At 68.7% G+C, this 13,665-nt stretch carries 16 protein-coding genes; 6 read left to right on the top strand and 10 right to left on the bottom strand.

Annotation, left to right across the window (positions count from 1 at the left end; genetic code table 11):
* Window positions 1-2,187, bottom strand: coding sequence for an excinuclease ABC subunit UvrB (gene uvrB, locus ACFFJC_RS19230; RefSeq protein ID WP_379489011.1), 2,187 nt, complete (start codon window positions 2,185-2,187; stop codon window positions 1-3).
* A 113-nt stretch (window positions 2,188-2,300) separates the two neighbouring features.
* Between uvrB and ACFFJC_RS19235 the strand changes: the two genes are divergently transcribed.
* Window positions 2,301-3,083 (top strand): esterase/lipase family protein, encoded by a 783-nt coding sequence (locus ACFFJC_RS19235; protein WP_379489012.1) that lies wholly within the window; start codon window positions 2,301-2,303, stop codon window positions 3,081-3,083.
* Between the two features lie 60 nt (window positions 3,084-3,143).
* Here the strand turns inward: ACFFJC_RS19235 and ACFFJC_RS19240 are convergent, their stop codons facing one another.
* The 4 genes from ACFFJC_RS19240 to ACFFJC_RS19255 form a co-directional block, all read right to left on the bottom strand.
* Window positions 3,144-3,602 (bottom strand): CHAP domain-containing protein, encoded by a 459-nt coding sequence (locus ACFFJC_RS19240; protein WP_379489013.1) that lies wholly within the window; start codon window positions 3,600-3,602, stop codon window positions 3,144-3,146.
* A gap of 434 nt (window positions 3,603-4,036) precedes the next feature.
* Window positions 4,037-5,365: a UDP-N-acetyl-D-mannosamine dehydrogenase gene (gene wecC, locus ACFFJC_RS19245; RefSeq protein WP_379489014.1), complete on the bottom strand. Its 1,329-nt coding sequence runs from the start codon at window positions 5,363-5,365 to the stop codon at window positions 4,037-4,039.
* The gene (wecB, locus tag ACFFJC_RS19250; RefSeq protein ID WP_379489015.1) at window positions 5,349-6,488 is read right to left on the bottom strand and encodes a non-hydrolyzing UDP-N-acetylglucosamine 2-epimerase; all 1,140 of its coding nucleotides are present in this window, start codon (window positions 6,486-6,488) and stop codon (window positions 5,349-5,351) included. The genes wecC and wecB overlap by 17 nt, the downstream gene beginning before the upstream one ends.
* Before the next feature lie 42 nt (window positions 6,489-6,530).
* Window positions 6,531-7,247, bottom strand: a complete 717-nt coding sequence (locus ACFFJC_RS19255; RefSeq protein WP_379489016.1) for a tetratricopeptide repeat protein — start codon at window positions 7,245-7,247, stop codon at window positions 6,531-6,533.
* Window positions 7,248-7,390: 143 nt separating this feature from the next.
* Here ACFFJC_RS19255 and dcd point away from each other — a divergent pair, with 143 nt between their 5' ends.
* The 5 genes from dcd to ACFFJC_RS19280 all read left to right on the top strand — a co-directional run bounded on the left by dcd (window position 7,391) and on the right by ACFFJC_RS19280 (window position 10,470).
* A complete protein-coding gene (gene dcd, locus ACFFJC_RS19260) occupies window positions 7,391-7,945 on the top strand; it encodes a dCTP deaminase (protein ID WP_379489017.1) in 555 nt (184 codons plus the stop codon).
* A gap of 90 nt (window positions 7,946-8,035) precedes the next feature.
* The gene (locus ACFFJC_RS19265) at window positions 8,036-8,617 is read left to right on the top strand and encodes a DoxX family protein (RefSeq protein ID WP_379489018.1); all 582 of its coding nucleotides are present in this window, start codon (window positions 8,036-8,038) and stop codon (window positions 8,615-8,617) included.
* 77 nt (window positions 8,618-8,694) lie between these two features.
* A complete protein-coding gene (locus ACFFJC_RS19270) occupies window positions 8,695-9,198 on the top strand; it encodes a nuclear transport factor 2 family protein (protein WP_379489019.1) in 504 nt (167 codons plus the stop codon).
* A complete protein-coding gene (locus tag ACFFJC_RS19275) occupies window positions 9,195-9,974 on the top strand; it encodes an SDR family NAD(P)-dependent oxidoreductase (protein ID WP_379489020.1) in 780 nt (259 codons plus the stop codon). The genes ACFFJC_RS19270 and ACFFJC_RS19275 overlap by 4 nt, the downstream gene beginning before the upstream one ends.
* 10 nt (window positions 9,975-9,984) lie before the next feature.
* Entirely contained in the window at window positions 9,985-10,470 is a 486-nt protein-coding gene (locus tag ACFFJC_RS19280) for a nuclear transport factor 2 family protein (protein ID WP_379489021.1), read from the top strand.
* Window positions 10,471-10,584: 114 nt separating this feature from the next.
* Here ACFFJC_RS19280 and ACFFJC_RS19285 read toward each other — a convergent pair whose 3' ends face one another.
* The 5 genes from ACFFJC_RS19285 to ACFFJC_RS19305 all read right to left on the bottom strand — a co-directional run bounded on the left by ACFFJC_RS19285 (window position 10,585) and on the right by ACFFJC_RS19305 (window position 13,662).
* Window positions 10,585-11,964 (bottom strand): site-specific integrase, encoded by a 1,380-nt coding sequence (locus ACFFJC_RS19285; protein WP_379489022.1) that lies wholly within the window; start codon window positions 11,962-11,964, stop codon window positions 10,585-10,587.
* A 49-nt stretch (window positions 11,965-12,013) separates the two neighbouring features.
* On the bottom strand, window positions 12,014-12,490 hold the full coding sequence (locus ACFFJC_RS19290) for an ASCH domain-containing protein (protein WP_379489023.1): 477 nt from the start codon (window positions 12,488-12,490) through the stop codon (window positions 12,014-12,016).
* Window positions 12,487-12,705, bottom strand: coding sequence for a hypothetical protein (locus ACFFJC_RS19295; protein ID WP_379489024.1), 219 nt, complete (start codon window positions 12,703-12,705; stop codon window positions 12,487-12,489). The genes ACFFJC_RS19290 and ACFFJC_RS19295 overlap by 4 nt, the downstream gene beginning before the upstream one ends.
* A 196-nt stretch (window positions 12,706-12,901) precedes the next feature.
* A complete protein-coding gene (locus ACFFJC_RS19300) occupies window positions 12,902-13,144 on the bottom strand; it encodes a DUF2312 domain-containing protein (protein ID WP_379489025.1) in 243 nt (80 codons plus the stop codon).
* A 14-nt stretch (window positions 13,145-13,158) separates the two neighbouring features.
* On the bottom strand, window positions 13,159-13,662 hold the full coding sequence (locus ACFFJC_RS19305; RefSeq protein WP_379489026.1) for a hypothetical protein: 504 nt from the start codon (window positions 13,660-13,662) through the stop codon (window positions 13,159-13,161).
* Window positions 13,663-13,665: the final 3 nt, after the last annotated feature.

Below are 13,665 nucleotides of genomic sequence, written 5' to 3' on the forward strand. Positions count from 1 at the left end.
CTACTTGCCGAACTTCCTTTGCGTCTTGCCGTAGCGCATCTTGCGCGTGCCCGGCTTGCCCTCGTTCGAGCGGCCGACGCGGGGCGCCTTGTGCTCGGCTTCGGGGAGGCCCAGCTCGCTCTGCTCCAGCCGCCGGATCTCGTCGCGCAGGCGCCCGGCCTCCTCGAACTCGAGGTCCGCGGCGGCGGCGCGCATGCGCTTCTCGAGATCCTCGATGTAGGCGCGGAGGTTGTGGCCCACGAGGTTGTTGACGCCGTCGTCCTCGAGGTCGATCACCACGCCGTCGCGGCTAGCGGTGTCGGCGACGATGTCGGCGATGCGGCGCTTGATGGTCTGCGGCGTGATCCCGTGCTCGGCGTTGTATTCCTCCTGCTTGGCGCGGCGGCGGTCGGTTTCGGCGATCGCCCGCTCCATCGAGCCGGTCATCCGGTCGGCATAGAGGATCACCCGCCCGTCGACGTTGCGCGCGGCGCGCCCGATGGTCTGGATCAGCGAGGTCTCGCTGCGCAGGAAGCCCTCCTTGTCGGCATCGAGGATGCAGACCAGCCCGCATTCGGGGATGTCGAGGCCCTCGCGCAGCAGGTTGATGCCCACCAGCACGTCGTAGACGCCCAGGCGCAAGTCGCGGATCAGCTCGATGCGCTCCAGTGTCTCGACGTCGGAGTGCATGTAGCGCACGCGCACGCCCGCCTCGTGCATGAACTCGGTCAGGTCCTCGGCCATCCGCTTGGTGAGCGTGGTGACGAGGGTGCGGTAGCCCCTGGCGGCCGTCTCCTTGCACTCGACGATGCAGTCCTGCACCTGGTCCTCGACGGGGCGGATGGTGACCGGCGGGTCGATCAGGCCGGTGGGACGGATGACCTGCTCGGCGAAGACGCCGCCGGTCTGCTCCATCTCCCAGTTGCCGGGCGTCGCCGAGACGGCGAAGGTCTGCGGGCGCATCGCGTCCCACTCGTTGAAGCGCAGCGGGCGGTTGTCGATGCAGCTCGGCAGGCGGAAGCCGTATTCGGCCAGCGTGATCTTGCGGCGGTGGTCTCCGCGCGCCATCGCGCCGATCTGCGGCACGGTCTGGTGGCTTTCGTCGACGAACAGCAGGGCATTGTCCGGCAGGTACTCGAACAAGGTCGGCGGCGGCTCGCCCGGAAGGCGGCCGGTGAGGAAGCGGCTGTAGTTCTCGATGCCGTTGCACGACCCGGTGGCGGCGATCATCTCGAGGTCGAAGTTGGTGCGCTGCTCCAGCCGCTGCGCTTCCAGCAGGCGGCCTTCCGCCTCCAGCTCCTTCAGCCGCTCGGTCAGCTCGAAGCGGATCGCCTCGCTCGCCTGGCGCATGGTCGGGCCCGGCGTGACGTAGTGCGAGTTGGCGTAGACGCGGATCCTCGAGAGGGTGGAGCCCTTCTTGCCGGTCAGCGGATCGAACTCGGAAATCTCCTCGATCTCGTCGCCGAAGAAGCTGATGCGCCAGGCGACGTCTTCGAGGTGGCTGGGGAACAGCTCCAAGCTGTCGCCACGCACGCGAAAGTTGCCGCGCGCGAAGGCGACGTCGTTGCGCTTGTACTGCAGGGCCACCAGCTTGCGGATGATCTCGGTCTGGTCCTGCGCCTTGCCGACTTCGAGGTCGAAGATCATCGCCGAATAGGTCTCGACCGAGCCGATGCCGTAGAGGCACGAGACCGAGGCGACGATGATGACGTCGTCGCGCTCCAGCAGCGCGCGGGTGGCCGAGTGGCGCATCCGGTCGATCGCCTCGTTCACCGAGCTTTCCTTCTCGATGTAGGTGTCCGACCGGGGTACGTAGGCCTCGGGCTGGTAATAGTCGTAGTAGGAGACGAAGTACTCGACCGCGTTGTCCGGGAAGAAGTCCCGGAACTCGGCATAGAGCTGCGCGGCCAGGATCTTGTTGGGCGCCAGGATCAGCGCCGGGCGCTGCAGCTCCTCGATCACCTTGGCCATCGTGAAGGTCTTGCCCGAGCCGGTGACGCCGAGCAGCACCTGCGTCTTCTCCCCGTCCCGCGCCGAGGCGACGAGGTCGGCGATGGCGGTGGGCTGGTCGCCGGCCGGCGCGTAGTCGGACACGATCTTGAAGGGCCGCCCGGGCATCGACTTGTCGGGGCGCTGCGGCTTGTGCGGGACGAAGCTGCCCGAGGTGTCGGGTTCCTCGAGGCCGCGGCGGATGATGAGCTCTGCCATGCGGGAACATATGGGGTATATGCCCCGATCCGGCAACCGCGCGGGAAACGGGGGAGCGCATTGCGCGTTGGCACTCGCGTCGGGCAGTGTTAGCCCGTCCCCAGAGCATGGGCATGATCCAGCAGGAACCGACAGGTCCGGTGAACGAGAGTGAGCAACGCATCGCAGGATCGCTGCGCGAGGCGATCGCCCGCCGCGCGGCCTTCGCGCGCGAGCAGCATCCCGAAGGGGTCCGCAAGCCGCCGCTTGAGCTGATGTGGGCGGAACTGCGCTCGCTCTATCGCGGCGGGCACAAGGGACAGGCGGTGCCCGCGGCGGCGCGGCCGATGCCGGTCATGCTGCTGCCGGGCTTCGGATCGCACCCGCGCCGGATGAAGCCGATGGCCGATGGCCTGGCAGCCGCCGGACACCGCGTTCACGAATGGGGCCTGGGCTTCAACTTCGGGCCCAGCCAGCGCAACTTCTCGTTCCTGATGCGCCGCGTCGCCGTCATCGCGCGGGAGAACTGGGCTCCCGTCGCGCTGGTCGGGTGGAGCCTGGGCGGTCTCTTCGCCCGCGAGATCGCGCGGCGCGAGCCCCACCTGGTGGCGAAGGTCATCACCATGGGCACGCCTTTCTCGGGCGATCCGCGCGCGAACAATGCCTGGAAGGCCTACCAGGTGGTGACCGGCCATTCGGTGGACAGCCCGCCGATCGAATGCGACTTTTCGGTCAAGCCGCCGGTGCCGACCGTCGCCTTGTGGAGCCCGCGCGACGGCATCGTGCAGCCCCGCGCCGCCTGTGGCTGGCCGGAAGAGCGGGACCGCGCGGTGTCGATCCGCTGCAGCCATCTCGACTTCTCGAGCGCGCCGGAGGTCGTCGCCGAAGTGCTGCGCCAGCTCGACATCCGCGAATAGCGCCGGCTTAGCGTCGGGTTAGCGCCCGCTTAGGAGCCGCGTAGCGCCGGACCAGCGGCGTTACCCCTGCGCCGGCAGCGTGGCGAAAGCGGCCTGGAAGCTGTCCGAGGCGCCTGCAGGCTGCTGCGGCGCATCGGTGCCGGGGGCGTAGATGAAGCCGAAGGCAGGGCTGGAGCGCAGGCCCATCGACCGGGTCGGCGCATACCACACGCGCACGCTGCTCCAGTCCCCCTGGGCGGAGACGTCCTCGGCCATGGCCGACGTCTCGATCATGCCGGGGCGCGACCAGTTGGCGTGGTTGAGCACGACGTGGCGCTCGTCGACGATGGACTTCACCACCGCGACGTGGCCGACCGGAATCGCGCCGCTCGCCTTGAACACCAGCACCGACCCTTCGCGCGGAACATTCCCGCGGGCGTAGGCGCCTTCGGCCTGCGACCACCAGGTCGCGGCATTGCCGTGCAGGTTGATGGCCGAATGGTCCCGCGCATAGGGCGCGCACTGGAGCGGCCGAGCCATGGCAGGCGTCGCCACCGAGACTGCAAAGGACATAACCAAGGCTGCGACCGCGGGAACGAATTTCATGGTCAGGAGTTATAACCGCCAATCCTTGCTGCGATAGCGAAGGGACCGGGCGGTCACCGCCCGCGCCGCACGGTTCGTCGCTCCGGCCACCGAACTCCGCCAACCAGCGTGATCGCTCACGGCACGCTGCGACCGGAGGGCACTCGCGATGGCGGTCTCCCGCGGCCTCGTCGATTCGCACCAAATACCAGCAGCTTAGCGCGTGAGCCCCGCAGCGCGCCGCCGGCCGTCCGCCGCATTCGGCCCCGCACCCTTGCGTCGTCGTGACGGACGACGGCGCTCGCGCGCCTTGTGCAACGCAGTGCGAGGGGCGGTCCAGCTGTCCGCCGTCGCGCAGCAGCGAAGCCGCCGCGATGCCGGGATTCGCGTCAGACCGCCAAGGCCGCCCTGGCCGCATCTTCGCGCACGACACGGGGCTGGTCCGGCCAGATCCCGCGCGTGTCGTAGACCAGCTTGTCGGCGCGCTCGGCCAGCGGGACGACGCGGAACACGTCGTGGTCGACCAGCACGACGAGGATGTCGCACTCCTCGAGCGCTTCGTCGATGTCGATCTGGGTCACGCCGGTGTCGGTGAACTCGATCGGCAGCTGCGCGGCGTAAGGCTCAACGATGCGGATGCGCGCGCCGAACTTGCGGGCGAGCCGGCTGGCGACGAAGCGCGCCGGGCTTTCGCGGAAATCGTCGATGTTGGCCTTGAAGGCCAGCCCGAGGCAGGCGACGCGCGCCTCGGGGTGCGCCTCCAGCAAGGCTTCCGCCTTGGCGACGACGTGGTGCATCTTGCGGTCGTTGACACCCCGCGCGGTGCGGATCAGCGGGGTTTCCTCGGGCGCGCCGTGGACGATGAACCAGGGGTCCACCGCGATGCAGTGGCCGCCCACGCCCGGCCCGGGCGAGAGGATGTTGACGCGCGGGTGCCGGTTGGCGAGGCGGATCACCTCCCACACGTCCAGCCCCATGCGGTCGGAGACGATCGACAGCTCGTTGGCGAAGGCGATGTTGACGTCGCGATAGGCGTTCTCGACCAGCTTGGTCATCTCGGCCGAGCGCGCGTCGGTGGTGACGCATTCGCCGCGCACGAAGCGCTTGTAGAAGGCCAGCGCCTTGCGCGCGCAGCGCGGCGTCACGCCGCCGATGGAGCGGTCGTTGTTGGTCAGTTCCTCGAGGATGCGGCCGGGAAGCACGCGCTCAGGGCAGTAGGCGATCGCGATGTCCGGCGTCTCGCGGGCCAGGCCGCCCGGATCCGACTGGGGGATCTTCAGGTCGGGCCGTATAGCGGCGATCAGGTCCCGAAGCTGCTCGGTGGTGCCGACCGGGGAGGTCGATTCGAGGATCACCACGTCGCCCGACTTGAGCACCGGCGCGATGGTGCGCCCGGCCGCGAGGACGTAGGAGATGTCGGGTGCGTGGTCGCCCGATCCGTCCTTCTCGAAAGGCGTGGGCACGGCGATGACGAAGACGTCGGCCGGCGCCACCTCGGTGGAGGCGGAGAGCAGCCCGCGCGCGACGACGCCCTGCACGAGGCCGTCGAGATCGACCTCCTCGATGTGGATCTCGCCCCGGTTGATCGTGTCGACGACCTCCTGCGAGACGTCGAGGCCGAGGACCTTGCAGCCCGAGCGCGCGATCACGGCCGCGGTCGGCAGGCCGATGTAACCGAGGCCGACGACGCAGACGGCGGGCTTAGTGTCCGATTTCATTGGCAAGCAGCTCCACGATACGGCGCGCGCTGTGCCCGTCCCCGAAAGGATTGTGGGCGCGGGCCATGGTCTCGTAGGCGTTTCTATCGTCCAGCAGGGTTGATAATTCGGTAACGATACGCCGAGCGTCGGTGCCGACCAGCCGGGCGGTCCCCGCCTCCACGCCCTCGGGCCGCTCGGTGGTCTCGCGCATCACCAGCACCGGCTTGCCGAGTGCGGGCGCTTCCTCCTGCACGCCGCCGGAATCGGTGAGCATGATGTCCGCGATCGCCAGCAGCCGGGCGAAGTGGGGGTAGTCCAGCGGCTCGACCAGCGCGACGTTGTCGAGGCCGGAGAGCGCGGCGTTCATCACCTTGCGCACGTTGGGGTTGAGGTGGACCGGGAAGATGACCGCCACGTCCGGCCGCGCGGCCACCTCGCGGATGGCACGGGCGATCTGCTCCATTCCCTCGCCGAAGTTCTCCCGCCGGTGGCTGGTGACGCCGATGATCCGCCTGCCGGCGAAGCGCGCTTCCAGGTCGGCCAGCCCGGAGGCGAGCGCGGGCCGGCGCGCGATGGCGGCGGTGACCCAGTGCAGCGCGTCGATGACGGTGTTGCCGGTGACGTGGACGCGGGCGGGGTCCACGTTCTCGCGCAGCAGCGCCGCCTGGCTGGTGGTCGTCGGCGCGAAGTGCAGGCTGGCCATGGCGCCGATGATCTTGCGGTTCACCTCCTCGGGCCAGGGATGGTGGATGTTGCCCGAGCGCAGGCCCGCCTCGACGTGGTCGATCGGGATCTTGCGGTAATAGGCCGCGAGCGCGCCCGCCATGGCGGTGGCGGTGTCGCCCTGCACGATCACCCGGTCGGGCTTCACTTCGTCCATCACCCGGCCCAGCCCGGTCAGCAGGTTCGCCGTCAGCGCGTCCAGCGTCTGGTCGGGTTGCATCACGTCGAGGTCGTGATCGGGCACGATCCCGGCGATCGCCAGCACCTGGTCCAGCATCTGGCGGTGCTGCGCCGAGACGCAGACGACGCATGCGAACCGCGGGTCGGCCTTGAGCGCATGGACCACGGGGAACAGCTTGATCGCCTCGGGCCGGGTGCCGAAGACGAGCAGGACGCGAAGCGGTGCGGGGCTGGTCATGCCGCGGGCCTAGCCGGCAAACATTAAGCGACGAATAAGCCGTCAGTGCTGGCGCTGCTCGGCGATGAACTGGAGCTCGTTCCTGGCGATCTCGCTTTCGGGATCGTCCTTCAGCGACTCCCGATAGGCTTTCTCCGCCCCCTCGAGATCGCGGGCCTCGATCAGCATATAGCCGATGCCCCGATTGGCGGCGGCGCGCATGCGCTTCTTGGCGGCCTCGTCCTCCGCCAGCTCGGCATGGCCCAGCGCCGCACGATAGGCTTCCATCGCCTTGTCGTCCTGGCCGTTGATCCGGTAGGTGAAGCCGAGCTCGACGAAGTAGTGCGCGTGCATGGGCGCCAGCGCGGTCAGCTTCTGCAGCGCGGCCAGTGCCTCCGGCTTGCGGCCGAGTTCCACCAGCGCATAGGACTGGACGAAATAGGCGTCGCATACCTCGGGGCCAAGCACGACGCCGTCCTTCTTTTGGGTGCCGGGCATGGCCGCGTAGAGGACCGCCTCCATCATCGTGGGTCCGCAGAACACCATCCCGCGAGCCTTGGCCTCCGCCACCTGCGCGTCGAAGCGGGCGAGGACCGGCGCCAGCGCCTCCAGTCCCTGCGCCGGCTGCTTGCGCGCGATCAGCTCGGAGGCCGTGGCGATCGCGGCCTTGTCGCTCGCGGAGCCGCTGCCGGCGTGGATCTCGGCCGCGGTCTTGGCCCAGGACGGCGCGGCGATCAGGCCCAGCCCGACAGCGATGGTGGCGAATGCGGCTTTGAACATGGCGAAAGCTCCCCCTTTGGCTCCACCTGCTGGAGTATCCCGTTCACCGGGCCAGGGGAATGGCCTGCGCGCGCCGCACCCCTCGCTCGAGAAAATTTCCCCGCCCCCTTGCCCCTCCCCGCGAGTTCCGCAATCACCCCGGGATGTCTATCCTCAGCGACAAGTGGATCCGTACCCAGGCCCTCGAGCACGGCATGATCGAGCCCTTCGTGGAGGCGCAGCGGCGGGACGGGTGCATCTCCTACGGGCTGTCGTCCTACGGCTACGATGCCCGCGTCGCGCCCGAGTTCAAGATCTTCACCAACGTCGATTCGGCGGTGGTGGACCCCAAGGACTTCGCCGCGAACTCCTTCGTGGACCGCACCACCGACGTCTGCGTGATCCCGCCCAACTCCTTCGCGCTGGCCCGCACCGTGGAATACTTCCGCGTCCCGCGCGACGTCCTGGTGATCTGCCTGGGCAAGAGCACGTATGCGCGCTGCGGCATCATCGTCAACGTCACCCCGCTGGAGCCGGGCTGGGAAGGGCACGTCACGCTGGAGTTCTCGAACACCACGCCGCTGCCCGCCAAGATCTACGCCAACGAGGGCGCCTGCCAGTTCCTGTTCCTCCAGGGCAACGAGCCGTGCGAGGTCAGCTATGCCGATCGCGCCGGCAAGTACATGGGGCAGAAGGGCGTGACCTTGCCGCGCCTCTAGGGCGTTCGCAGCCGCTCTCCCGCCGGCGCGGGAACAAACCCGCCGCACGCCCGCTTCTCCCGGCGTGACAACCAGGCCGGGAGACGTGCCGTGTCGAAGATCGCCGCCATCATCGGGCGCATCCTGATCGCCCTCATCTTCATCTTCTCCGGTGCGGGCAAGCTCGCGGACATCGGGGCCACCGAGACCTACATGGTGGCGCACGGGATGCCCTCCGGGTTCGCCATCCCCGCCGGGCTGTTCGAACTGCTGGCGGGTCTCTGCCTCGCCGCCGGCTTCATGGTGCGGCTCGTCGCGGCGCTGCTCGCGGCCTTCGTGGCGCTGACCATCCTGTTCTTCCACGGCCAGATCGGCGATCCGATGCAGCGGATCGAGGCGCTCAAGAACCTCGCGATCATCGGCGGCCTCGCGCTCGCCTTCGCGCATAGCCACATGTGGAGCCACTACTACGCGATCCGCAGCGAGCGCCGCGGCGAACTTGCCGCCCGCACCGCGGAGGAGCGGGTCCACGACGCCGAGCTGCGCGCCGCCAAGGCGGAGGCGCGCGCCGATGCCCTGGCGCACAGCGGCGCCACCACCGCCACCGCCTACGAGCCGCGCACCGTCGTCACCGACGTGAACCACGACGGCGTGCCGGAGGTGCGCCGCCGCCGGCGCTGGTTCGACTGGTGAGCGGCGCTTCCCAGACGGGAACTTGAACTCGCTCTCCCGCACGCTGAGCATGGACGCCAGACGATGCGGGAGAGCTCATGTCCGATACTGCCCTGGAGGCGCGGGTGGCCGCGCTGGAGACGCGGCTTCGCGCGGCCGAGGATCAGCTCGCGATCCAGAACCTGCTGATGACCTACGGCCCGCTGGTCGACAGCGCCACGGCCGGGCCGGCGGCAGCCCTGTGGGTCGAGGGCGGCGGCTATGGCTTCACCCTGCCCGACGGTGGGACCAAGCGGCTGGAGGCGCCTGACGAGATCGCGGGCATGTATGGCTGGCCCGGGCACCTGGAGCTGGTGAACACCGGCTGCGCGCACCTGACCGCAACGCCGCGCATCGCGGTGCGCGGCGACGAGGCGGAGGCGGTGGGCTATTCCGTCGTCATCCTGCGCGAGGACGAGCGCTGGTTCCTCTGGCGGGCGGCGGTGAACCACTGGACGCTGGCGCGCACGGCCGACGGCTGGCGCGTGGTCGAGCGGGTCAACCGCGCGCTCGACGGGAGCGCGGCGAGCCACGAGATCATGCGCAAGGTGCAGGCGCTGTGAGCCGGCGCTTCGAAGGGCGCGTGGCCATCATCACCGGGGCCTCGACCGGGCTGGGGCCGGTCATGGCCGCAATGCTGGCGGCCGAGGGCGCGCGGCTGGTGCTGGCGGCGCGGCGGCGCGAACTGGTCGAAGCCGTGGCCCAGGCGATCGGCGGCGACGCGATCGCGGTGCGCGCCGACGTCACCGACGAGGGCGACGTCGCGGCGATGGTCGGGGCCGCGATGGACCGCTGGGGCCAGGTCGACGTGATGATGAACAACGCCGCGGTGCCCGGCGTCGACAAGTTCATCTGGGAGCAGACGGTCGACAACTTCCTCGACACCTACAAGGTCGACTGCATGGCCGCGATGCTCTGCACGCGCGAGGTGCTCAACCGCTCGATGCTGGCGCGCCGCACGGGAGCGATCGTCAACTTCTCGTCGAGCGCCGGGTGGGACGGGATGGTGCGCAAGAGCCACTATTCCGCCGCCAAGGGGGCGCTGCGCATCCTCACCAAGACCGTCGCGCGCGAAGTGGGGGAATACGGCATCCGCTGCAATTGCGTGGTGCCGGGCGCCATCGCCACCGACCTGATGGTCAACTACATGAAGCGCGTCGCGGGAGAGCAGGGCCGTTCCGTGGAGGAGGTGGAGGCCGCCATCGTCGCGCCGCTGCCGCTCAAGACCTTCTCGAGCCCCGAGGACGTCGCGCGCCTGGCGCTGTTCCTCGCCTCCGACGAGGCGCGGACGATCACCGGGCAGTCGATCAACGTCGACGCCGGGCTGGTGATGGCGTGAGGAGGGCGGCGTGACTCTCGACGAACTGCTCGCCCGCGAGGCGATCCGCGACCTCATGGCGCGCTACACGACCGCCGGCGACCGGCTGCGCGTGGACGACTTCGTCGCCTGCTTCACGCAGGATGCCGTGATCGAAAGCGAGCGCGTGCCGCCCGATCGCCTGTTCCGCTACGAGGGCCGGCCGGCGATCCGCGCCTGGCAGGAACGATGGCGGCGCGGGGAGGGGGGCACGCATGGCGCCACCTTCGTGCGCCACCACCTTTCCACCTCGCGCATCGAGCTGGAGGGCGCGGACGGCGCGCGGGCGTGGACCTACTGGGTCGCCTGGACCGACATCGGGCCCGACCACGCCGGCACCTACCTCGACACGCTCCGCCGGGCAGAAGGCACCTGGCTGATCGCGCACCGCCGCGTGCGGCTGGACTGGGAAGCGCCGAACAGCCTGTTCCGCTCCGCGGTCGCCAACTCGGGGAGGGGCGCCGAGCCCGGGCATTGACGCCGGCCCCAAAAGCCAGCAATAGCCCGCCTTGCGCAAGCGGGCGGTTAGCTCAGTTGGTAGAGCATCTCGTTTACACGGCCACTGTGTAAGTGCCGCCGCGCCGCAGAAATCCTAGGCTTTCTTCTTCGCTGGCTCCGCATGGTCGGGACTATGTCGGGACTCGCTTGCTTCCAGGGCGTTGCGGACGTCGTCGTCGAGGACGTGGGCGTAGCGCAGGGTGGTTTCGATGCGCTTGTGCTTCAGGGCTTCCTTGGCGGCCGCCAGCGAGCCGGTGGCGCGCACAATGCGGGTGCCGCGGGTGTGGCGCAGATCGTGGATCCGGAAGTTCTCGATCTTCGCGGCCTTCCGGGCCTTGTGGAAGGGGTTGCGCAGGGCCGTTGGCGTAAGCGGGTAGCGCTTGCCCTTGCGGCGCGGTCCGCGGCTCTTCTGACAGACATAGGTGAAGACGAAGGGGATCAGTTCCCCGTCTTCATCCGTGCATTGAGGTTGCCGCGCGATGATCTCGACCAGGGCGGTCGTGAGTGGACGCGTGACGACGTCGCCGCCCTTGATGCGGGTGGTTGCGACCTTGCGCGGGATGCTGACGTCGCTCCAGCGCAGGCCGAGCACTTCGCCGCGGCGCCATCCCGACTTCAGCAGGAAATCCACGGCGTCCGCGACATCGTTGCGCATGGCGAGGAGCAGCTTGTCCTCCTCGAGGAGCTCCAACTCGCGCGGGGGCTGGGCCGGCACCTTCAGTCGAAGTTGCTTCCAATCGGGCATTTCGCCGATGTCGTACTTCGTGCCCTGCGCGCGGCGCCACACCGATCGGGCGTTCTCGATCTCACGATTGACGGAGGCGCTGGACCGGTAGGTTGGCGCGAAAGGCGTCCCTCGGGAATCACGCGCGGGAACGCGGTTCTTATCCCACACCACCCACATGTAGTCGATCTTGCCGTGATCGTAGGCGTCATCGCCCAGCTGCTCGATCATGTCGCCTGGCGGCATCGACGGCCGCTCGCACAAGATCCAGACGCCGATCGGCGTCTCATCGGTGAACAGGCGATAGCGGCCCTCGCTTGCGAGCCACTTGAGCGGCAGGAGGGCGCAAACCTTGTGCGTGGCGATGGCCAGGGCCTGCCGGATGCATTTTTCCGCCAAGCCGCGCACGAGCCTGCCATTCTGAAAGGAGAATGGCGGGTTCATGATGATCGACAGGCTGCCTGATGCTTCCAGCAGATGGCGCTGATCACCGAAGAAGTCGTGCTGCCCCAAGAACAGGCGGTGGCCAGGATCCCGAGCGAACAGGTCGGTCCCGTAGGCGTGCTTGATGCCCCGCTCCGAAAGGGCCTGCGGAATGTGCAGCTGCCCGCAGAACGGATCGAGGTAGGTCACGTCAGGTTCGAGATCCGCGACATCGACAAGGCGGTGCGTGACCCACTTTTCCTCCACGTACCAATCCCAGGGATGGCGCTTGCTGCCCTTCGGGCGCGAGGTGAGTTCGCCGCTCATGCAGTGCGCACCACGCCGGATCGCTCGCAGGCGATTAGGACGCGGCCCATCATACGAGGACCTCATGCGGCCAGTGCCAGAAGCCCTGAGAGCCTGAAACGCGCACCGGCAGCGGCCAGCGAATGGGATTGAGCATCGGCCACGCCCATAGATCCTGCTCATCGTCGGCGAGCGGGTGGCCGGGGTCGTGGGCGATGTCGGCCGCGCGGCAGGGTTCACCGATGATCACGGTGCCGAGACCGGCCGAAAGCGGCAGGGGCTCGCCGCTGGGTTCCCATGCGCGGGCGAGGATGGGCAAAGCCATGTCCGGGAGTAGCGTGGCGGTGACGATCGAAGACAGCACCTGATCGCGCACGGCGACGAACAGACGGGACGCGACCGGCTTGCGGATTACCTGCGCGCTGGCGTGGATGACGATGCGCTGGCCGATCAGTGCCGCCGGCGGGCGGAGATACCGGAATTCGTATGGCTTCGCCCCTGCCATGACGAGCGAGGCGAAAGGCTGGTGTATGGTGAGCGCCTTCATGCCGCACCGCCTTCGCGCACGGCGGCGCAGATGCGGTTGCGGCTGCGCAAGGCGCGCTGGCGATCGGCGCGGCGGCCAATGCCGGTGATCGCCTGGTTGAAGTGGCGGGGCTTCATCAGCTGATGGGCGTGGAGCGTTTCGGCGCACAGGCGAAGGCGCTCTTCCACCGTCTGGTCGGTCCAGTCGGTGGCGGGTTCGAGGTAGAGGAACCTCATCGATTGTCTCCTTTCGCGCTGGCGAGCGCGTGGGCGATGATGAAGGGGATCGCGATCAGGGCCGCGATCAGGAACAAGGCGCGGGTAGCCCCCCTGATGGCGAGTTCGAGGCGACGACCGCGGCACGGCCGGGGCGCGCAAGAGCGGCAGGCGCAGCCGATCGGGTGGACCTTCCCGGTGTTGCGACGGTCCACGATCAGTCCAGCCCCAGCGCGTTCTTGTAGGTGTCGACGATCATGTCCATTTCGCGGCGATCTTCGGGCTGCATGCGGCGCAGCTTCACGATGACCTTCATGACCTTCACGTCGTAGCCAACGGCCTTGGCTTCGGCGTAGACATCGCTGATATCCTGGCTGATGCCCCTCTTCTCCTCTTCCAGGCGCTCGATGCGCTCGATCAGGAGGCGCAGGCGGTCTTCGGTGGTGTTGCTTTCGGACATGGGCTTTCCTTGCGTCAGGCGGCGCGCTGGGCGGCGCCGCCGGTGTGATGGTGGGGCTGGGTGTTGGCCGGGCGCGGCCGAAACTTCGGGCGCCGGGCCTGTTCGCACAGGGTGCAAATCTCGGGATCGGCGGCGGACCACGTGCAGTCGAAGCCCTCGACATCGAGTTGGCTGGACCATTCGTCCCACCCGCAGGCGCGGCACAGGCGCGGGTGCTGCTCGGGCGGGGAGTCACACAGCTGTCGATAGACGGTGAGGTTGAGGCGGAAGGACCGCGACATGTCCCACAGGCGCTTCACCCGGAAGCCGACCGCCTCGATCGCGCGCATGTTACGCTCGACGTCCGCCTGGTGCTCGGGCCGGTGCCAGAACGGGCGGGCCGCCTGCTCGATCGAGAGGCCGGCGGCGAGGCGGCGCATCCGGATATAGTCCCAGGGCATCACCGGAGCAGGCAGCGGCGCCGGCGGCGGGGCAGCGGGATGGTCCAGCATCGACAGGAGGGAGGGAACGCTACGCATGCT

Origin of the sequence: Novosphingobium soli, assembly GCF_042432915.1 — a bacterium.
Lineage (GTDB): Bacteria > Pseudomonadota > Alphaproteobacteria > Sphingomonadales > Sphingomonadaceae > Novosphingobium > Novosphingobium soli.